This is a genomic window from Duganella sp. Dugasp78 (assembly GCF_059491455.1).
Genome location: NZ_CP168506.1, coordinates 5,874,996 through 5,893,498 on the forward strand (window position 1 = coordinate 5,874,996; position 18,503 = coordinate 5,893,498).

At 62.2% G+C, this 18,503-nt stretch carries 19 protein-coding genes; 9 read left to right on the forward strand and 10 right to left on the reverse strand.

Annotated features, from left to right (window positions below; translation table 11 throughout):
- Positions 1 to 62: 62 nt before the first annotated feature.
- The 6 genes from ACEN9O_RS25990 to ACEN9O_RS26015 all read right to left on the reverse strand — a co-directional run bounded on the left by ACEN9O_RS25990 (position 63) and on the right by ACEN9O_RS26015 (position 4,713).
- Entirely contained in the window at positions 63 to 239 is a 177-nt protein-coding gene (locus tag ACEN9O_RS25990) for a hypothetical protein (protein WP_495614682.1), read from the reverse strand.
- A gap of 110 nt (positions 240 to 349) precedes the next feature.
- Positions 350 to 1,156: a CsgG/HfaB family protein gene (locus tag ACEN9O_RS25995; protein ID WP_495614683.1), complete on the reverse strand. Its 807-nt coding sequence runs from the start codon at positions 1,154 to 1,156 to the stop codon at positions 350 to 352.
- 175 nt (positions 1,157 to 1,331) lie between these two features.
- Positions 1,332 to 1,847 (reverse strand): FxDxF family PEP-CTERM protein, encoded by a 516-nt coding sequence (locus tag ACEN9O_RS26000; RefSeq protein ID WP_495614684.1) that lies wholly within the window; start codon positions 1,845 to 1,847, stop codon positions 1,332 to 1,334.
- 101 nt (positions 1,848 to 1,948) lie between these two features.
- A complete protein-coding gene (locus ACEN9O_RS26005; RefSeq protein ID WP_495614685.1) occupies positions 1,949 to 2,755 on the reverse strand; it encodes a TatD family hydrolase in 807 nt (268 codons plus the stop codon).
- A 4-nt stretch (positions 2,756 to 2,759) separates the two neighbouring features.
- Positions 2,760 to 3,455: a lipoprotein-releasing ABC transporter ATP-binding protein LolD gene (gene lolD, locus ACEN9O_RS26010; RefSeq protein WP_495614686.1), complete on the reverse strand. Its 696-nt coding sequence runs from the start codon at positions 3,453 to 3,455 to the stop codon at positions 2,760 to 2,762.
- Positions 3,448 to 4,713 (reverse strand): lipoprotein-releasing ABC transporter permease subunit, encoded by a 1,266-nt coding sequence (locus tag ACEN9O_RS26015; RefSeq protein ID WP_495614687.1) that lies wholly within the window; start codon positions 4,711 to 4,713, stop codon positions 3,448 to 3,450. The genes lolD and ACEN9O_RS26015 overlap by 8 nt, the downstream gene beginning before the upstream one ends.
- Positions 4,714 to 4,875: 162 nt before the next feature.
- Here ACEN9O_RS26015 and ACEN9O_RS26020 point away from each other — a divergent pair, with 162 nt between their 5' ends.
- From ACEN9O_RS26020 to ACEN9O_RS26040, 5 genes are all read left to right on the forward strand, one after another.
- Positions 4,876 to 5,919, forward strand: a complete 1,044-nt coding sequence (locus tag ACEN9O_RS26020; protein ID WP_495614688.1) for a hypothetical protein — start codon at positions 4,876 to 4,878, stop codon at positions 5,917 to 5,919.
- Position 5,920: 1 nt separating this feature from the next.
- Complete coding sequence (gene recJ, locus ACEN9O_RS26025; RefSeq protein ID WP_495614689.1) at positions 5,921 to 7,615, forward strand: single-stranded-DNA-specific exonuclease RecJ; 1,695 nt, start codon at positions 5,921 to 5,923, stop codon at positions 7,613 to 7,615.
- Between the two features lie 128 nt (positions 7,616 to 7,743).
- Positions 7,744 to 9,810, forward strand: a complete 2,067-nt coding sequence (locus tag ACEN9O_RS26030; RefSeq protein WP_495614690.1) for a response regulator — start codon at positions 7,744 to 7,746, stop codon at positions 9,808 to 9,810.
- A gap of 68 nt (positions 9,811 to 9,878) precedes the next feature.
- Positions 9,879 to 10,274 carry a VOC family protein gene (locus ACEN9O_RS26035; protein ID WP_495614691.1) on the forward strand — a complete coding sequence of 132 codons (396 nt, stop codon included), beginning with the start codon at positions 9,879 to 9,881 and terminating at the stop codon, positions 10,272 to 10,274.
- Complete coding sequence (locus ACEN9O_RS26040; RefSeq protein WP_495614692.1) at positions 10,250 to 10,864, forward strand: hypothetical protein; 615 nt, start codon at positions 10,250 to 10,252, stop codon at positions 10,862 to 10,864. Before ACEN9O_RS26035 ends, ACEN9O_RS26040 begins: the two co-directional genes overlap by 25 nt.
- 5 nt (positions 10,865 to 10,869) lie before the next feature.
- Here ACEN9O_RS26040 and ACEN9O_RS26045 read toward each other — a convergent pair whose 3' ends face one another.
- Positions 10,870 to 11,316, reverse strand: a complete 447-nt coding sequence (locus ACEN9O_RS26045; protein WP_495614693.1) for a YybH family protein — start codon at positions 11,314 to 11,316, stop codon at positions 10,870 to 10,872.
- A gap of 70 nt (positions 11,317 to 11,386) precedes the next feature.
- On the opposite strand from ACEN9O_RS26045, the gene ACEN9O_RS26050 reads away from it, so the two are divergent.
- The 3 genes from ACEN9O_RS26050 to ACEN9O_RS26060 are packed head-to-tail and all read left to right on the forward strand — an operon-like array spanning position 11,387 to position 12,847.
- Positions 11,387 to 11,824, forward strand: a complete 438-nt coding sequence (locus ACEN9O_RS26050) for an antitoxin Xre/MbcA/ParS toxin-binding domain-containing protein (protein ID WP_116990893.1) — start codon at positions 11,387 to 11,389, stop codon at positions 11,822 to 11,824.
- Positions 11,825 to 12,514, forward strand: a complete 690-nt coding sequence (locus ACEN9O_RS26055; RefSeq protein ID WP_495614694.1) for an RES family NAD+ phosphorylase — start codon at positions 11,825 to 11,827, stop codon at positions 12,512 to 12,514.
- 3 nt (positions 12,515 to 12,517) lie between these two features.
- Positions 12,518 to 12,847 carry a DUF2288 domain-containing protein gene (locus tag ACEN9O_RS26060; protein ID WP_495614695.1) on the forward strand — a complete coding sequence of 110 codons (330 nt, stop codon included), beginning with the start codon at positions 12,518 to 12,520 and terminating at the stop codon, positions 12,845 to 12,847.
- On the opposite strand, the gene ACEN9O_RS26065 is transcribed toward ACEN9O_RS26060, so the two are convergent.
- Positions 12,844 to 14,691 carry a carbohydrate-binding module family 20 domain-containing protein gene (locus ACEN9O_RS26065; RefSeq protein WP_495614696.1) on the reverse strand — a complete coding sequence of 616 codons (1,848 nt, stop codon included), beginning with the start codon at positions 14,689 to 14,691 and terminating at the stop codon, positions 12,844 to 12,846. The two genes, ACEN9O_RS26060 and ACEN9O_RS26065, sit on opposite strands and share 4 nt — an antisense overlap.
- Before the next feature lie 253 nt (positions 14,692 to 14,944).
- On the opposite strand from ACEN9O_RS26065, the gene ACEN9O_RS26070 reads away from it, so the two are divergent.
- Positions 14,945 to 15,631, forward strand: a complete 687-nt coding sequence (locus ACEN9O_RS26070; RefSeq protein ID WP_495614697.1) for a GntR family transcriptional regulator — start codon at positions 14,945 to 14,947, stop codon at positions 15,629 to 15,631.
- Between the two features lie 7 nt (positions 15,632 to 15,638).
- Here ACEN9O_RS26070 and ACEN9O_RS26075 read toward each other — a convergent pair whose 3' ends face one another.
- Together ACEN9O_RS26075 and ACEN9O_RS26080 are read right to left on the reverse strand one after the other, a co-directional pair.
- Entirely contained in the window at positions 15,639 to 17,000 is a 1,362-nt protein-coding gene (locus tag ACEN9O_RS26075; RefSeq protein ID WP_495614698.1) for an 8-oxoguanine deaminase, read from the reverse strand.
- Between the two features lie 75 nt (positions 17,001 to 17,075).
- Positions 17,076 to 18,434, reverse strand: a complete 1,359-nt coding sequence (locus tag ACEN9O_RS26080; RefSeq protein WP_495614699.1) for a nucleobase:cation symporter-2 family protein — start codon at positions 18,432 to 18,434, stop codon at positions 17,076 to 17,078.
- Between the last annotated feature and the right edge of the window lie 69 nt (positions 18,435 to 18,503).

The following is an 18,503-nucleotide window of genomic DNA, read 5'->3' on the forward strand; positions in this document are numbered from 1 at the left end:
GGGCTGTTCTCCGATACCGCGCCGACGGACGGCTAGCGTCCGAGGCGCGGCCGGTCAGAAGCTTAGCACCAGATGCCGGTATCGGAGATGTTGTTGCGTGGGCCGCGGGCGTCAGGGCCGGAGCAGCCGGCCAATGCCGCGCCTTCGCGCGTCTTCCACTGCGGAGCGGTTTTTACAGCGGCGACTTTTTTCTCTGCCAGTTTGAATGCGAACAGCTTTGCCTCATTTTGCTTTTTCATTTTTTAGAACCTTTTCAGATAGTTAAAGTTCAAACGATGACCACGGGTAGTGGTGCAAGAAAGGTATCATTGCCGATTTCGCATGTCAACAAGACATTATTTCACACGTATCATTTTACCGAAACGTCGGTGGACTTGACCGCCACGCGCTCGGTGATGTTCTTGGCGGCGATGGTTTCGGCCAGGAAGGAGGTCGACTTGACCAACAGGTCGCGCGCCACCTCTTCCAGCGGCGAGCCGCTGATGCTGGCGTGGTTGCCGCCCAGTCCGACGCCGCCGCCCCAGCCCAGGGCCGACACGCCGAAGCCGTTCTTCTCGTTATTGGCCTGGAAGGTCTTGGAGGCGACGATCTTGGCGCGCTTGACGTCCACCACGCGGATGTCCATATTCATGTGCACCTTGGATTTCTTGAAGTCGACCGAGCCGGCCAGCAGACCCAGCGGCCCCTTGAGGAAGCCCAGGCCGCCCAGGCCGGTGGAGCTTTGCTCGAAGCCCAGCGAGGTGATCGAGCCGGTGACCATGTAATCGGCCGCCTCGGCTTCGACCTTCTTGCCGATCAACGCCAGCTCCTTGTTAATCTCTTCCATCTCCGCCCGCTCCTGCACGTCGAAGCAGCCGGTCTGGGTCAGCGCGGTGGCCAGCATTTCGGTCATGCCGGTGCCGACGCCGGTGAAGCTCGGCTGCGAGACGTTGCCGGAACGCTCCCACCAGCGATACTGGCGCGGGTCCTGCTGCCCGGCGCCCGAGGAGCAATCGGCCGACTTGCATTTGAATTCGGTGAACACAACCTTGGCGGCCGGCGTGGCGCACTTCGGCACATCGATGGAACGCTCAGAAACTTCACTGGGTTCGGCAAAACCGATAACTGGCAAAAGCAGCAGGGCCGCGAGGCTACGGTTGAGGGCGTGTGGTTTCATGCTTCGCTCCGTTGTTTGGATATTAAAATTTACGATTATGCACCGTTATAGAAATGCCAAATCTATCCAAATATCACAACGACGAAGAATCACTTCGCAGGAAAAACCACGTGGCGCGGCGGCTGAAGACGCAAAAAAACCCGCACGCGGCGGGTTTCTGTGAAGCGAAAAGCGCTCAAGCGCGGCGCTGGCGGCGGCGAACGGCGGCGAGCAGGCCCAGCCCACCCAGCAGCATCGCATAGGTCTCGGGTTCCGGGACGGCCATCACGCTCACGTTCGTCAGCGTGTTCCAGGAATGATCATCCCGTCCCCTGAAGGTCAGCAAATCTTTGCCGGTCGCCAAAACGTCGTAGCTGTAATGGGTCAGGCCGGTCGAACCCGACACCGTGCCCAGCGTCACGCCATTCCAAACTACCGACTGGAAACCCTCGATGGAAATGAAGTCAAACGACAACTGAACGGTGCCGTGGGCGCCGAGGACGTTTTGCGAGAGCGAGCCGGTTGCGCGGGTGGCACCTTCCCAATAACCATTTTGCCAAAAGAACCCATTATTCGAACTGACGCTCCAACCCGTTTGAGTACGCATAGGCGTGCCAGCGTTATCGTTGAAAGTACCGTTGACAACGAATTCCTGAGCGGCAGAGGCATTCAGACTCAACACGGCCAAAATAACATAAAGCAATTTTTTCATCTTTGTTACCCCTAGCTAATTAATTTTTATTAACGGCACATTTACGCCAGATGACAATGATACCAACAAAATTACAAAGATGGAATTTACTTCGGATAATTTTAAGTGACAAAAAGCAACGTCGAAAGACGCGGCAGGACTGCGCGCGCATTGGTGCTGGAGGCGGCAGCAGCCTCGTCGGGCGAGATGCCGCGCAGCTCCGCCAGCACGGCGCCGATGCGGGGGATCTGGTCGGGACTGTTGCGGCCGGGGTGGATCCAGCTGGGAGAGATATCCGGCGCGTCGGTTTCCAGCACGATGGATTCCAACGGCAGCTCGGCCGCCAGGCGACGGATTTGCAGCGCGCGCGTGAACGTCATGGCGCCACCGAAGCCCAGCTTGAAGCCCAGCTCAATATAGCCCTGCGCCTGCTGGAAACTGCCGTTGAACGCATGCGCGATACCGCCTGCGGGGCGGATCTGGCGCACGTGTTTGAGCACCACGTCCTGCGAGCGGCGCACGTGGGTCAGCACCGGCAGCTCGAAATCGCGGGCGATCTTGAGCTGCTCGCGAAAGAAGAAGATCTGCTTCTCGCGCATCGCCGGCTCGGTCAGCATGGGGATGAAGAAATCCAGGCCGATCTCGCCGAGCGCGACGAAGCGCTTGTCGTCCATCGCGGCGGCGACCTGCTCGCGCAGCAGGCGCAGGTCGTCCTCTTCCGCATGCGGAACGTAGATGGGATGGATGCCCAACGCGTAGCAGGCATTGTCCACGCTGGCGGCCAGTTGCGCCACCACCGGGAAGTTGGCCGTCTCCACCGCCGGGATCACGATCATCGACACGCCCTGCTGCCCCGCCAGCGCCGCCTGCGCGGCCGACTCGCCGCCGAATTCATGGGCATCGAGATGGCAGTGGGTGTCGATCCACATGACGTCAGTCCTGGTAAGGGTGCAGGCCTTGGTCGGTCAGGCGCAGCACGCGGTCGCAGCGGCGCGCCAGCTCGATATCGTGGGTGACGATGATAAAGGCCGTGCCCAAGGTGCGCGACAGTTCCAGCATCAAATCGAAGATCGTCTGCGCGGTGGCGTGATCGAGGTTGCCGGTCGGTTCGTCGGCCAGCACGCAGGCCGGCTGCGTGACCAGCGCCCGCGCCAGCGCCACGCGTTGGCGCTCGCCGCCCGACAGCTCGCCCGGCACGTGCGTGACGCGCTTGGCCAGGTTGACGCGGGCGAGGATCTGCTGCGCCACGCTGGTGGCCTCGGCGCGTTTGACGCGGCGTATCATCAGCGGCATCGCCACGTTATCGAGCGCGCTGAATTCCGGCAGCAGGTGGTGGAACTGGTAGACGAAGCCCAGCGACGCGTTGCGCAGGTCGCCGCGCGCAGTTTCGCTCAGGCTGGCGAAGTCCTTGCCCAGCAAGGTGACGCTGCCCTTGGTCGGCGTATCGAGGCCGCCCAGCAGGTGCAGCAGCGTCGATTTGCCGGAGCCGGAGGCGCCGACGATGGCCACGCGTTCGCCGCGCCGCACGTCGATGTCGATACCGTTCAACACCTGCACCGAGTAGGCGCCTTGCGTGAACGTTTTGCCCAGGTTGCGGCAGGACAGGACCACAGGCTCGAGATTACTCATAGCGCAGCGCCTCCGCAGGTTTCACGCGGGCGGCCCACCAGCTCGGATACAGCGTCGCCACAAAGGCCAGCACCACGGCCACGCCGCCGATCTTGAACACGTCCGGCCAGCGCAGGTCGGACGGCACACTGCTGATGTAGTAAATATCCTTCGACAAGAACTGCACTCCCAATAAATGTTCGATAAACGGCACGATGACATCGATGTTGAGCGCCACCAGCACGCCCAGCCCCACGCCAAGCGCAGTGCCGAGGATGCCCACCAGCGCACCCTGGATCATGAAGATCTTCATGATCGAACGCGGCGAGGCGCCCAGCGTGCGCAGGATGGCGATGTCGGCCTGCTTGTCGGTCACGGTCATCACCAGCGTCGACACCAGGTTGAACGCGGCCACCGCGATGATCAAGGTCAGGATGATGAACATCATGCGCTTCTCGATCTGCACGGAGGCGAACCAGTTGGCGTTCAGCTTGGACCAGTCGCGCATGATCAGGTCACCCGACATGCTGTTCTTCAGGTCCTGCGCCACTTCTGGCGCGCGGTGCATATCCGACAGGCGCAGGCGAAGGCCGGCCGGCGCGTCCATGCGCAGCAGCTTTTCGGCGTCGGTCAGGTGGACGAAGGCCAACGCCGAATCGAACTCGTTGTGGCCCGCCTCGAAGATGCCGACCACGGTGAACGAGCGCAAACGCGGCAGCACGCCGGCCGGCGTGGGCTGGCCCTGGGCCAGCGCCAGCGTGACCTTCTCGCCCAGGTTGACGCGCAGCGCGCGCGCCAGCTCGATGCCCAGCACGATGTTGTAGCTGCCCGGCTGCAGCGCGTTGAAGCTGCCACGCCTGGTCTGCTTGACGACGTCGGAGACGCTGGGTTCCTGCTCCGGCAGCACGCCGCGGATGATGGCCGGCCGCAGCACGTCGTCGCGCACCAGCATGCCCTGGGTTTCGGCGAACGGCGCGGCGCCGATCACTTCGGGATTCTTGCGCGCTTCGGCGGCGGCGGCGTGCCAGTCCGGCATCGAGCCGCGGGCGTCGAAGATCTCGACGTGGGCCAGCACCGACAGCATGCGGTCCGTCACTTCCTTCTGGAAGCCGTTCATCACCGACAGCACAACGATCAGCGCGGCCACGCCCAGGCCGATGCCGGCCATGGAAATAAGCGAGATAAAGGAGATAAAACTATTGCGCCCGCTGCGCTTGCCGGCCCGCGTGTAACGCAGGCCGACCAGCCACTCAAAGGGCAGGTTCTGGATAATGCTCATGGGCTCCGTAGGGGAATCAAACTTGGTGAGCCCGCAGTTTGCCATATAAATAGCATGTCATGGGTGAAACACCCCACGGCCGCCCCATAAAAAAGGCGGCGTCGGGCAGCGGCAACCCATGTAAACGTCCCGTCGCCGCCCGCTATGCCCTACAATCTCGGCATGACTGAAATCACTCTTGCCCTGCCCTACGCCTTGCCCCCGCCGGAGATGGCGCCCGACCTGATGCGCGCCCTGAATACCCCCGCCCTGGCGGCACTGTTGTCTCTCAATAAACACTATCAATACCAGACCTACAACGCCAAGGCCCGGCTGCTGCCGCACGAAGCCTGGCTGGCGCATGCGCTGGGCCTGGCGTCCGCGCCGGATAAGCCGGACACCGGCACACCGCTGGCCACCGCCGTCATGCATGGCTGCGGCCTGCAGGCCGAGGCCGCGCAAGGCCATTGGTTCATCGTGCAGCCGGCGCACATTCAGCTGTCGCGCACGCACCTGCTGCTGTCCGACCCGCGCGCCATGCATCTGAGCGAAGCGGAATCGCGCGCGCTCTACGAATTGGCCCGGCCCTGCTTTGAAGAACAAGGCAAGACCCTGTTGTACGCGGCGCCCGGCCTTTGGTTTGCGCGGGCCGATGACTGGTCCGGCCTGGACACCGCCACGCCCGACGCCGCAACCACACAAAACCTGAGCGACTGGATGCCCGAAGGTGAGCACGCGCGCAGCTACCGCAAGCTGCAAAACGAAATCCAGATGCAGTGGCACGAACAGCCGGTCAACGAGGCACGCCAGGCGCGCGGCCTGCAAGCGGTGAACTCGTTCTGGCTGTGGGGCGGCGCCGGCCCGCTGAACGCTGCGCCGCGGGCGCTGGCGATCGCCGGCGGCCCGGAATGGATGCAAGCGCTGGCCGCGCCCGCGCTGCGCCAGCCGTCCGCCGCGCAGCTGATCGCCAAGCCGGGCACCGTGATGCTGGCCGAGCTGATACCGTCGGCGCAAACCGGCGACTGGTCCGACTGGATCACGCGTCTGCAGCGCATCGAGCAGGATTGGCTGGCGCCGTTGCTGGCCGCCTTGCAGGACGGCCGCATCAGCCGCCTGACGCTGCTGCTCAGCCACCGCAACGGCTGGACCAGCGTGGACACCAGCAAACTCTCATTGCGCAAATTCTGGCGCAAGCAAAACCTGAACCTCTTACTCAAACAAGCCTGACATGACCCGTATCGCCATCCGCCCCTGCCCGTTCCGTGAGTCCGAAATGCTGCGCCAGGGCGGCATCCACCCCGTGCTGGCGCGTCTGTACGCCGCACGCGGCCTGACCGACGCCAAGGAGCTGTCGAGCGAACTGGCGGCCATGATCCCGCCTTCGGGCCTGCTGCACATCGGCGCCGCCGCCGTGTTCCTGGCCGACTCCATCGCCGCCGGCAAGCGCATGGTGATCGTGGCCGACTACGACTGCGACGGCGCCACCGCCTGCGCGGTCGCGCTGCGCGGCCTGCGCGCGATGGGCGCCAACATCGACTTCATCGTGCCGAACCGCTTCGAGTACGGCTACGGCCTGACGCCGGAGATCGTGGCGCTGACGGCGCGCGAGAAGCAGCCGGAGATCATCATCACCGTCGACAACGGCATCGCCAGCATCGACGGCGTGGCCGAGGCCAACCGGCGCGGCATCGAAGTCGTCGTCACCGACCACCACCTGCCGGCCGACACGCTGCCGGCCGCGCGCGTGATCGTCAATCCCAACCAGCCGGAGTGCGGCTTCCCGAGCAAGCATATCGCCGGCGTCGGCGTGGTGTTCTACGTGCTGCTGGCGCTGCGCGCGGAGCTGCGCCAGCGCGGCGTGTTCGACGCCCAGACCCAGCCCAAGCTGGACAACCTGCTCGACCTGGTCGCGCTGGGCACCGTGGCCGACGTGGTGCGGCTCGACCCGAACAACCGCATCCTGGTGGCGCAAGGCCTCAAGCGCATGCGCGCCGGCCGCATGCACGCCGGCGTGGCCGCACTGTTCCGCGTGGCGGGCCGCGAACCGCGCAACGCCAATCCCTTCGACCTCGGTTTCGCGCTGGGCCCGCGCCTGAACGCGGCCGGACGGCTGGAGGACATGTCGCTGGGGATCGAATGCCTGATCACCGACGACGAAGGCCGCGCATGGCAGCTGGCGCAGCAGCTCAACGAAATCAACCTGAAACGCCGCGAGATCGAAGCCGAGATGCAGGATGCGGCCTTGCTGCACCTGGACGCGTTCGAGCCGGCCAACAGCAGCACCATCTGCGTGTTCGACGCATCGTGGCACCAGGGCGTGATCGGCATCGTCGCCTCGCGCCTGAAGGAAAAATTCTTCCGCCCGACCATCACCTTCGCGCCCGGCGCCGACGGCTGGATCAAAGGCTCCGGCCGTTCCATCCCCGGCTTCCACCTGCGCGACGCGCTGGACCTGGTGTACAAGAAGGCGCCGTCGCTGATCGACAAGTTCGGCGGCCACGCCATGGCGGCCGGCCTGACGCTGCGCGCCGACGCCTTCGACGCCTTCGCCGCCGCCTTCGAGGAAGTGGGCCGCGCGTGGCTGAGCAAGCAGCAGCTGGAGCGTGTGATCGAAACCGACGGCCCGCTGGAGGATGCCTACTACACCACCGCTTTCATCGAGCTGATGGACGGCCAGGTATGGGGCCAGGGCTTCGCGCCGCCGGTGTTCTGCGACGAGTTCCGCGTGGTGAGCCAACGCATCCTGAAGGAGCGCCACCTCAAGCTGCTGCTGGAGAAGAACGGCGCCCGCTACGACGCCATCTGGTTCGGCCACGTCGACTCGCTGGGCGAGCGCGCCAAAGTCGCCTTCCGGCTCGATGCCAATGAATACAATGGCGTCACCAAGGTGCAATTGATGGTGGAGCACGCCGAGCCGGCATAGGATGTGAGAATAAGTGTACTTTCCACATGGGCATGATGGTATTCTGAACATCCCCGTGTTGCTACCCATGGTCGCTTTCTTTCCGATGAGTGCGGGGCGGATTTTGGACTACAGCCGAACGGGAACGTATGGAGTCGCCAATTCAAAATGATGAGTTCATCAGGTCGAATTTCCCCAGACTGGCCGCCGCGCTGGAATACATGCCGGTCGGCGTGACGATAGTCGATCGCGACTTGACCATCAGGTTTTGGAATCCGGCTTTTTGCCAGGTGCAGGGTTTTCCGAAAGGCGTGATGCATCCTGGCGTCACCATGGCCGAAGTGTTCCGCTACATTGCCGTGCGTGGGGATTATGGGGCTGGCGCCATCGACGAGCTGGTGGCCGCCCGGATTGAACTCTGCCTGAAATTCCAGCCCCATAATTTCACCCGCACCATGGCGAACGGCGTACGGCTCAATATCGTTGGGCGCCCCATCTATGGCGCAGATGGCGGGGTCAGTGGTTTCGTGACCATTTATCACGACGTGACGGCCGAGAAGCGCCATGAGGAAGAGCTGGAGGCCAAGAACAACGAGCTGCAACAGGCCAAGCAGCTGGCCGAGGCCGCGAGCCTGGCCAAAGGACAGTTCTTGTCCAATATGAGTCACGAGATCCGCACGCCACTGAACTGCGTCATTGGCATGGCCTACCTGGCCTTGAAGACCGAGCTCGATCCACGCCAGCGTGACTATCTGGAAAAAATCCGCTTCGCTGGCGAGCACGTGCTGGGCATCATCGACGACATCCTCGACATTTCCAAGATCGAGGCCGGCAAGCTGGAAATCCAGCATATCGACTTTTCGCTCGACCATGTGATGCAGACGCTGACGACGGTGGTGGCGCCGAAGGCTGCCAGCCGCAACCTGGAACTGGTGTTCGATCTCGATCCCGCTTTACCGGCGACGCTGGTGGGCGATCCGCTGCGGCTTGGACAGGTGCTCATCAACTACACCAACAACGCCATCAAGTTCAGCGAGCAGGGCCGGATAGAGATCCGGGTGCGCAAGGAGGCCAGCGACGCCAGCGGCTGCCTGCTGCGTTTCGAGGTGAGCGACCAGGGCATCGGCCTGTCCCAAGCGGAAATGGCCAAATTATTTATCTCGTTTCAGCAAGCCGACACGTCGACTACGCGCGAATATGGCGGCACCGGCCTCGGCCTGGCAATCTGCAAGGAGCTGGCCCAGCTGATGGGCGGCGACGTCGGCGTCAACAGTGAGCAAGGGGTCGGCAGCACGTTCTGGTTCACGGCCCGGCTTGGCATATCGAGCAAGACCGTGTCCATGCTAATTAACCAGCTCAGCGATGCCGCCGCTGCGTTGCTGGCCAGCGTACATACCTCGGCCGCGACGGTGGCGCTCAAGGTGGCCCGCGTTCTGCTGGTTGAGGACAATATCTTCAATCAGCAAATTGCGCGGGAAATGCTGGAGGAAGTGGGCGCCACGGTTTGCATCGCCAACAACGGCGTCGAAGCGTTGGAATTGCTGCACCAGACTCATTTCGATTGCGTCTTGATGGACCTGCAAATGCCGCAAATGGACGGCCTGGAAGCGACCCGCCGCATCCGCGCCGACCCGCGGCTGGCCCATATGCCGGTGTTGGCCATGACGGCCACCGCCACCATCGACACCCGGGTGCGCTGCATTGATGCCGGCATGAACGATTTCATTTCGAAGCCTATCCAGCCGGGGTTGATGTACCAGACCATCGCCAACTGGCTGCCTCAAGGCACGCTGCGGGCGGGGCCGCAAGAGCCGCGCCCAGCGGCGCCGGGCTCCGAGTCCGCGCCTGGACCCGACTCGGCCGCGATCGACTTCTCGGTACTGACCGAGTTGTTTGGCGACGACCTGCAGAAGGTGCGCAAATTCGCCCTCAAGTTCTTGCACACTGCACAGGACGGCGTACGCGACATGGAGGCAGCGCTGGCGCGTGGCGAAATGCAGGCCGTGCGTGATTTGGGCCACCGCATCAAATCGTCGGCGCGGAGTGCTGGCGCCTTCGGCATGGCCGATTTGTGCTGGAACCTGGAGCAACTGGCACCGGGAGAGACGAGCAGCGAGCTGGCGTTCGCCCAGCCCATAGTGGCGCAACTGCGGGATTTGCTGACACAGGTGGCCCGGCAAATCATGCAGAACAAGGACGGCCAAGACGCCATGTGAGAATGCGCGTACTTTCCAGATTGGCAAGATGGTATTCTAGGCATCCCCCTCTCTACATGGATGGAACGATGCAGTTATCCAATTACCTTTTCTTCACGACGACTTGCGAGCAAGCGCTGGAGTTTTATACCCGGTGCGGACTGGGCCGGATTACCGACGTGTTGCGGTTTGGCGTAGATGGCATGCCGGTTCGCAATGAGTCCATGCGCGGCAAAATCATGCATGCAAGATTTGAAGGCCCCGGTGTTTTGTTCTTCGCCTCTGATAATGATGATGCGGAGCCAATGCGAGGGTCCGCACATATCTTGCAGATGACCGACCGGCAGTTGACGAAGCAGCTTTTTGACAAATTGGCGGATAAAGGCGTGGTCACCACGCCCTTGGACATGCAGGTTTGGGGCGATTACTACGGTAAATTGACCGACCAGTTTGGCGTGCAGTGGATGCTGAACTGCGCGTCCTGAATCAATCATTCGGATTAAAAGGAGTAGATGTGAAAAAAGTATCTCGTATCTTGATTTCGATTCCGTTAATTTCGCTAGCGCTGGGAATCGCAGCCTGTTCTTCTGTCAGCCCTGAAGTCAGGATCGCGAAAATCAAGAATCAGTCTATTGATGAATTCATCAGGACCAGCTTCCCCATCAGGCCCGCAAGAAAGTCCTCCGATACCGGAGAGTATCTCGCGTATTTCAATGACATAAACAGCAAGGAACTCTATCGGCCTAAAATGGATTTAGCAATCTACTGCCAAGCCAGGAACGGTGTACTCGAAGTTGTTAAACCATCGACCAAAAATCCTATCAGCGGAGCGCCGCTACCATTCGCCACGGGAATTAATCCAAGCGAAGAGCGCATATTGGATCGGAACAAGTTGCTTATGGCCTATGCGACAGCAGCCAGCAAAGGCGCCCTTGGCACCGTTCGCTGCACCGACAATTCCAGTTCGAAACCCTTGTGGACTGTATCGATTGAACCAGGAAATTTCACTCCTGAATCACCCACCAACCAACTTTCCACAAACAAACTTTTAATGCGCATCTCGGTAGTTGAGTAATATCCTCATTTGCTGCCGCACACTTCGGTACCCCCGTCGAACACGATACGCCAGGTGTTCGGCGCCTCCAGCCGCCAGACCGAGCTGAAACGCGCGATCAGCTTGCCGTTCGGGGCATACACCGGGCCGGACGTCTTGGCCAGGGTACCGGAGGCCAGCACCTCGACCTCGTCCGGCTCCCAGCTGAACGGCGCGTCGGGTTTGACGAAGAACTTCTTCCATTCATCGGCCACCGCCCTCTTGCCGTGCAGCGCTGCCCCCTCGCCGCTGAACACCGCCTCGTCCGACAGGAAGGCGCTGAACGCCGCGTGGTCGCGCGCCTTCATGGTGGCGGCAAAGGCGCGCTCGACGTTGGCCACCTGTTCCTGTACGCCTGTAAACACCGGTGCCGCGCCCGCCAACGTCGTCGCCACCGCCAATACACCCGCCACTGCCAGGTTCAGCCACTTCATGCCCGTCTCCCTGTGCTGGTTTGCCTTTTATCCTGAAAAGGAGTATAACTACTCCATCAACGGAGGATTTATGAATCTTACCTACGCTTACCCCCGCAGCCGCTTCGAGCCTACCATTCTTGTCGACCTGAACGCAAAGCCCGAACGCGAACGGCTGTCCAAGGCTGCCCTCAAGGGTTTTTTCAAACTGGCCGCCGCCTGGAAGCTGCGCGACGACGACGCCCGCGAGCTATTGGGCGGCATCTCCAGCAGCGCCTACTACGAGTGGAAAAAGAACCCGGAACGCACGCTGGAGGTGGACTGCATCACGCGCATCTCCTACCTGCTGGGCATCTACAAGGCACTGCACATCCTCTACGGCGACAAGCTCGCCGACGAATGGATGGGCCTTGCCAACACCAACCTGATCTTCGGCGGCCGCACGCCACTGACCTACATCGCAGCCGGCGGCCTGCCCGCCATGCAGATCGTGCGCCAGTTGCTGGACGCGCGCCGCGGAGGACTGTAAGTGCCGGTCAGCCTGATTCCACCCCTCACCACGCTGCGCCAGTTCGACACCTGCCGATTGCTGCCCTCGCGCTTCGCCGATCTCGAAGACTCGGTGCTGTCGCCACTGGCCGACAACGAACAAGACCTGCACGACCTGTTCGAACTGGATAACGCCACCAATGCCCGCCTGCAGGCGCAGAACGGCGGCGCCGCCGGCATCACGATGGATGAACTGGTGTTCGGCGTGCCGAACTTCCGCATCGTGAACGCCGCCTTTACCTACGCCCGCCCTGAAGGCAGCCGCTTCAACGGCGGCGATCGCGGCGCATGGTACTGCGCCTTCGACGTCGAAACCGCGCTGGCAGAGGTAAGCTTCCACAAGGCCGTCGAATACGCCGAGATCAACCGCTTCGACGACAGCGTCCAATACCAGACCATGCTGGCCGACTTCACTGCGCCCTTCCACGACCTGCGCGGCCAGCCGCGCTACCTGGGCTGCCTGGCACCGGACAGCTACATCGAATCGCAGATCCTGGCCGAGCGCCTGCTGGACGGCGGCTCGCTGGGCATCATCTATCCCAGCGTGCGGCGGGACGGCGGCACCAACCTGGCCTGCTTCCGCCCCGCGCTGGTGGGCAATGTTCGCAAAGGTGCGGCCTATCGGTTAACATGGCGGGGTAGCCCTGTACCGATCATCGAAATTACCTGAATCATGCAAACCAAACCTGAAAACGACACCGACCTGCGCCTCAAAGTAAACCGTGAGACCGCGCGCCTGCCCTGGGCCGAACTGCTCAAGCATTTCGCTGCCGGCAATGTGGTGTGGGTCGCCAATTCGCTGGACCTGGTCGACGTGGCCGTGCGCATCTCGCACGACGACAAGGCCAACATCGGCCAGTGGATGAGCGCCGGCCTGCTCGCCAAAGTCAGCGACGAGCAGGCTGCGAACTGGCTGGAGACCAACGCCGAACTGTGGGCAGTCGTGGTCAGTCCCTTCATCCTCGTCCAGCAGGAAAAGGCTGTTCCAGCCAGCGTGCATTAAAACTGGAAGCTGCCCGCGTCAAGCGTGACCGATCCGCCGCAAGCCGGCGTGGTTGCTTCGCGATTGCCGCTGGCGGTGGACTGGTTACTCTCCCACACGGTGCTCACGCCGTACTTCATGAACTTGTACTGGATCGCGGTCGACGGCGGCAGCTGGAAGGTGCGCGACCAAGGCACGTTGGCGCCGCTGCCTTCGATATTCAGCTGATCGCTGGTGCCCGGCACCCAGTTGCCCAGCTCCGCGCGATTACCCACCACATACACGTTCTGGCCCACCACCGTATTTGCGTTCGCCACGCGGAAGGTCACCGGCACAGTCGTGCAGGTAGCACCACCACCGCCGCCGATCTTCTGGTTGATATGCAGCGCCACCGCAGGCACCGTCGCGCCGCCATTGGCCGGGATGCTCACGCTGATCACGCCATTGCTGCCAACGGTGACGCTGTCGCTGGTGCAGGCCGTGCCGGCCGCGTTCAACTGACCGTGCACCACGTTGCAGTAGGTCCCCGCAGGCAGCAGCGTTTGCAGCGATGCGTTCCAGGCCGAGTACTCATTGTTGATCGCGACAAAGCCCTTGGCACCGCGTCCGAATGCGATCTGGTTGGCGGTACCGTTGGTGAAGTAGTCCACGCCCTGCCCCGACGTCACCGCGCGGAAGGCGACCATATTGGAGATGTCGCTCCAGCGGTGGATGAAGTCCCACTGCTGGTTGATCAGCGGGTTGCCGCTGGCGTCGAACGGGCTGGCGCTCGGCGGGGCCTGGTCGTAATTGGTGAAGCGGAAGCCGGAGTGCAGTTGCGCCGAACCATACGGCCATGCCAGCATGAAGATGTTCGCCAGATCGTAGCGCTTGGTGCCTTGCGTGTCGTTGGTGGTGCCGGAGACGTAATTGCTGGCCACGAGCGAGCTGCCGTTGCGCTCCGTGTCCCAGTTGTTGACGAAGACCGTCGCCTTCTCGCTCGGCACGAAGCCCCAGGTGCCGCCCCAGTTGCCCGGCGTGCCCATGATGGCGCGCACCTGCGACAGGCTGGCGCCGTTCTCGTTGCGGAACATGGCCTTGAGTGCGAAGGTGTACTGGAATTCGTTCAGCGTGCCGACGCTGTAGTAGTCGGAGCGCACCACGTTACTGTCCGGGATCACCTCCTGCGTGATCCACAGCGCCTCGCCAGCCGTGGTGGTGTGCGTGACGCCGCCCATGATCGCCTGAAGGTCGCTGGGCTGCATATGCTTGGCGGCGTCGAAGCGCACGCCGTCCACACCCATGTTGATCAACTTGGTCAGGTAGGTCTTGACCTGGCCTTGCACGTAGGAGCCGTCGGTCTTAAGGTCCGGCAGGCCGCTCAGGCGGCAGAACATCACGTTGTAGCGATTGCCCGGCGAGCCGTAGTCGCCGCTGGCGATGTCGCAGGCGGGATGGAAATCGCCGGAGCTGAAGAAGGGATAGGCCAGCGTCGACGAATTCCATGTCGAACCGTCGGTGGCGGTGCCGGAACCGGCCGCCAGATGATTGACCACCACATCCGCATACACGCGCACCTTGGCGGTGTGGCAGGTGTTGATCATGGCCTGGAACTCGGCCTCGGTACCCATATTACTTTTCAAGGAAGCGAAGTTCACCGGCTGGTACACATCCCACCAGGCGCCCAGGCTGGCCGAAGCCTGCGGCGGCGATACCTGCACCGCGCCGAAGCCCTGCGGTCCGAGCCAGTTGGTGCACTCCTTGGCGATGTCGTTCCACTTCCAGCGGAACATCTGCACCGACGTGTCGGCGGGGTTGAAGGCGGCATGCGCAGGCGCGAGGGCGCAACCGCCCAGCAGGCCGGCGGCCAGTAAGGTTTTCATCATTTTCGTCTCCGTGTCGTTATATTTTGTATTTTGGGAAATGCTGCAGCCCAGATAAAATGTAGCAGAACTACAGTAAACAACAAGTGAAATTCGCTACGATTTTTTACAATCAGCCAAAGGAATCGCTTCCACATAATTTCACGACGACACAGATGTAATGCGATTACGCTGTGTAGACTGCCATATAGTCAATCCCCGGCAGCCCATGTATGATGGGGCGAAAAAACGACACTACGAGATTCATAGCCACCTCATGTCCACCACACCCGCCGCCGACAGCGCCAACGACATCGCCAACAACCTCGCCGAAGCCATCGCGGCGCGCAAGCTGCCGCCCGGGACCAAACTGAGGGAAGAAGCGCTGTGTCGCCTGTATTCGGTCAGTCGCACCAAGATCCGCGCGGCGCTGCTGATCCTGTCGAAGGACAAGCTGATTAACATGGTTCCCGACAAGGGCGCCGTGGTCAGCCAACCCAGCGAGCGGGAATCGCGCGAGATCTTCGCGACACGCCGCATCATCGAAGCAGCGCTGGCGCGCGAGTTCACCGCCAAGGCCAAGGCGGCCGATTACAAAATGCTGGAGAAGCATTTGAAGGAAGAGCGCAGCGCGCTGTCGCAAGTACCGTCGAAGATGCGGCAGCAGTTGCTGGGCGATTTCCACGTGCTGCTGGCGGACGTCGTGGGCAACCAGGTGCTGAAGGAAATCGTGCGCGAACTGGTCGGCCGCAGCTCGCTGATCACCATGCTGTATCAGTCCGAGCGCGATGCCGCCTGCTCATCCGACGAACACGCCGCCTTCCTGGCCGCCGCCCGCTCGGGCGACGCGGACAAGGCCGCGGAGCTGATGCTGCACCACCTGAGCCATGTCGAGGCAGCGCTCAATTTCGACGTCAACGCCAGCCCGGCCAGGAAGGACCTGGTCTCAGCGCTGCTGATGTAGGCAGCTATCAGCGCGCAGCTTGCGCCAGTTGATGCGCCAGCGCGTTGTGCCGCTCGATCACCACCGGCAGATCGATCGTGCACAGCACGCCGTCACGCACCACCACCTTGCCGTTGATGATGCTGTACGAGACATTCGGCGGCGTGCAGAACACCAGCGCCGCAACCGGATCATGCAGCGCTCCGGAGAACCCTATCGTATCGAGCTTGAACATCACGATGTCCGCCGCCATGCCAGGCTTGAGTGCACCGATGTCATCGCGGTTCAGCACCTTGGCGCCGCCCAGCGTGGCCACTTCCAGCGCCTGCCGCGCCGTCATCGCATCCGGACCGAAGCCCACGCGTTGCAGCAGCATCGCCTGGCGCACTTCGCCCATCATGTGGCCCGAATCGTTGGAGGCGCAACCATCGACACCCAGGCCCACCGGGACGCCGCTGTCGAGCATCTTGCGTATCGGCGCGATGCCTGACGCCAGCCGCATGTTCGAACAAGGACAATGCGCGATCCCGGTGCCGGTGCGGCCGAACATGTAGATGCCGTCGCCGTCCAGCTGCACGCAGTGCGCGTGCCAGACATCGTGACCCACCCAGCCGCAATCCTCGGCATATTCGGCGGGCGTCATATTGAATTTTTCGCGGCTGTAGGCAATGTCGTTAGCGTTTTCAGCCAGGTGCGTGTGAAGCGACACACCAAAGCTGCGCGCCATCATCGCCGCTTCCTTCATCAGATCGCGCGAGACCGAGAACGGCGAACATGGCGCCACGACGATGCGCTGCATCGCATAGCGACCGGCGTCGTGGTAGGTTTCGATCAGGCGCTGCGTATCCTTGAGGATCGCGCCCTCCTCCTCGACCACGCGGTCCGGCGGCAGTCCGCCCTTGGACTGGCCCACGCTCATCGAGCCGCGCGCGGCGTGGAAGCGCATGCCGATCTTGCCGGCCGCCTCGATGCTGTCATCGAGTTTGCAGCCGTTGGGGTAGATGTACAGGTGGTCGCTGCTGGTGGTGCAGCCGGACATGATCAGCTCCGACATCGCCGCCAGCGTCGACACGTTGACCATCTCCGGCGTCAGGTTGGCCCAGATCGGATACAGGTTGGTCAGCCAGTTAAACAACTCGCCATTCTGCGCGGCCGGGATCACGCGCGTCAGGCTCTGGTACATATGGTGATGGGTGTTGACCAGGCCGGGCATCACCACATGGTTGGCCGCGTCGATAATCTCGTCGGCCTGCTGCGGCAGGTCCGCGCTGCGGCCGACTTGTTCTATCACGTTGTCCCGGATGTAGACGGCGCCGTCGGCGATTTCACGGCGTTCGTCATCCATCGTTACCAGCACGCGCGCATTTTTGATCAGTAGAGTTTTAGTCATGTTCCATGATGGTTAAACACTGCGGAAACAATGCGCGGGCACTGCGGAAACAGTTGGGTTGATATCGAGCGTATTTTAAGCCGCTTCACGCTCGGAGGTTAAAAAAGCCTGCGGTACATCCTCGTCTTCATCGTCATCGGTCAATTCCACCGGACGTTCCGGCAGCACCAGGTTCAATGCCACCGCGACCAGCGCGCCGACCGTGATGCCCGAGCCGAAGACTTCCTTGACGAAGGCCGGCAGCTTGGACAGCAGTTCCGGCCGCACCGTCACCGCCAGGCCGCAGCCGATCGCCACCGCCATGATGACGCCGTTACGCTTGGTATGCTCCACATGGCTCAGCAACTGCACGCCGGCCGAGATGATCATCGCGAACATCATCAGGCCCGCACCGCCCAGCACCGGCTGCGGTATCGTCACCACCACCGCTCCCAATATCGGGAATAAGCCCGCCAGCAGCAGCATCACGCCAGTCAGCGCCACCACGTGGCGGCTCGCCACGCCCGTCAACGACACCACGCCGACGTTCTGCGCAAAGGTCGATACCGGAGGGCTGGACATCAGCGCGGCAAAGGCCGAGCCGACGCCGTCGCACAGGATGCCGCGCGCCAGCGTCTTGCCGCGCATCTTGGTATTGGTGGCTGCGCCCAGCGCCATGAAGGTGCCGGTGGTTTCCACCATCGTCACCAGGTAGGCGATCGCCATCGCGACGATGCCGGCCACCGGGAAGGTCATGCCGTAGTGGAGCGGTTGCGGCAGCGCGAAGACCGGCGCGTTCTGCACCTGCGTGAAATCGATCATGCCCAGCGAAACGCACAGCAGGTAGCCGATGAACATACCGATCACCACGGCCGCAGCGGATACAATCCCTTTACCGAATTGGACCAACATGATGACCGTGACCAGCACGAACGCGGCGATGCCCAGATTGAGCGGCGAGCCATAGACAGCACCCGGCGCATGGCCGCCCGCCGCCCAGTCCACCGCCACCGGCACCAGCGACAGGCCGATCATCGTCACCACCACGCCGGTGACGGCGTGCGGGAACAGTTTGCGGATCTTCGGCATGAAGTAGCTGCCGACGATCATCACCACCGACGCCGCCAGCGAGGAGCCCAGTATCGCCGGAACGCCGTGTTCCAGGCCGACGCTGATGGCAGCGCCGACGAAGGCGAAGCTGGTGCCCATCACGCAGGGAAGCCTGATGCCGACAGGGCCTACGCCTTTACACTGGATGATCGTGACGATGCCGGAGCCGAGCAAGGCGGCGTTGATCAGCGTGATGATCTGGTCGGCCGGTAGCTTGAGCGCGGCGCCCACCACCAGCGGCACGGCGATGATGCCGCCCAATGCGGCAAGCATGTGCTGGGCCGCCAGCAATACGGTTGTGAATAGGGGGGGCCGATCCTCGACCTGAAATAACAAGTGATTCATAAACGCGTCTCCGTCTGTCTTTTTTATTGGGCGTTACTTTGCAACTACTACCCACACGGGCTGCCCTTA

Excerpts from the sequence above, each read along its gene's own strand:
- ACEN9O_RS26035 (WP_495614691.1), top strand. The coding sequence starts at position 9,879 with ATGCAGTTATCCAATTACCTTTTCTTCACGACGACTTGCGAGCAAGCG.
- recJ (WP_495614689.1), top strand. The coding sequence starts at position 5,921 with ATGACCCGTATCGCCATCCGCCCCTGCCCGTTCCGTGAGTCCGAAATG.
- ACEN9O_RS25995 (WP_495614683.1), bottom strand. The coding sequence starts at position 1,156 with ATGAAACCACACGCCCTCAACCGTAGCCTCGCGGCCCTGCTGCTTTTG.
- ACEN9O_RS26050 (WP_116990893.1), top strand. The coding sequence starts at position 11,387 with ATGAATCTTACCTACGCTTACCCCCGCAGCCGCTTCGAGCCTACCATT.
- ACEN9O_RS25990 (WP_495614682.1), bottom strand. The coding sequence starts at position 239 with ATGAAAAAGCAAAATGAGGCAAAGCTGTTCGCATTCAAACTGGCAGAG.
- ACEN9O_RS26080 (WP_495614699.1), bottom strand. The coding sequence starts at position 18,434 with ATGAATCACTTGTTATTTCAGGTCGAGGATCGGCCCCCCCTATTCACA.
- ACEN9O_RS26060 (WP_495614695.1), top strand. The coding sequence starts at position 12,518 with ATGCAAACCAAACCTGAAAACGACACCGACCTGCGCCTCAAAGTAAAC.
- ACEN9O_RS26020 (WP_495614688.1), top strand. The coding sequence starts at position 4,876 with ATGACTGAAATCACTCTTGCCCTGCCCTACGCCTTGCCCCCGCCGGAG.
- ACEN9O_RS26030 (WP_495614690.1), top strand. The coding sequence starts at position 7,744 with ATGGAGTCGCCAATTCAAAATGATGAGTTCATCAGGTCGAATTTCCCC.
- ACEN9O_RS26005 (WP_495614685.1), bottom strand. The coding sequence starts at position 2,755 with ATGTGGATCGACACCCACTGCCATCTCGATGCCCATGAATTCGGCGGC.
- ACEN9O_RS26000 (WP_495614684.1), bottom strand. The coding sequence starts at position 1,847 with ATGAAAAAATTGCTTTATGTTATTTTGGCCGTGTTGAGTCTGAATGCC.
- lolD (WP_495614686.1), bottom strand. The coding sequence starts at position 3,455 with ATGAGTAATCTCGAGCCTGTGGTCCTGTCCTGCCGCAACCTGGGCAAA.
- ACEN9O_RS26065 (WP_495614696.1), bottom strand. The coding sequence starts at position 14,691 with ATGATGAAAACCTTACTGGCCGCCGGCCTGCTGGGCGGTTGCGCCCTC.
- ACEN9O_RS26015 (WP_495614687.1), bottom strand. The coding sequence starts at position 4,713 with ATGAGCATTATCCAGAACCTGCCCTTTGAGTGGCTGGTCGGCCTGCGT.
- ACEN9O_RS26045 (WP_495614693.1), bottom strand. The coding sequence starts at position 11,316 with ATGAAGTGGCTGAACCTGGCAGTGGCGGGTGTATTGGCGGTGGCGACG.
- ACEN9O_RS26070 (WP_495614697.1), top strand. The coding sequence starts at position 14,945 with ATGTCCACCACACCCGCCGCCGACAGCGCCAACGACATCGCCAACAAC.
- ACEN9O_RS26075 (WP_495614698.1), bottom strand. The coding sequence starts at position 17,000 with ATGACTAAAACTCTACTGATCAAAAATGCGCGCGTGCTGGTAACGATG.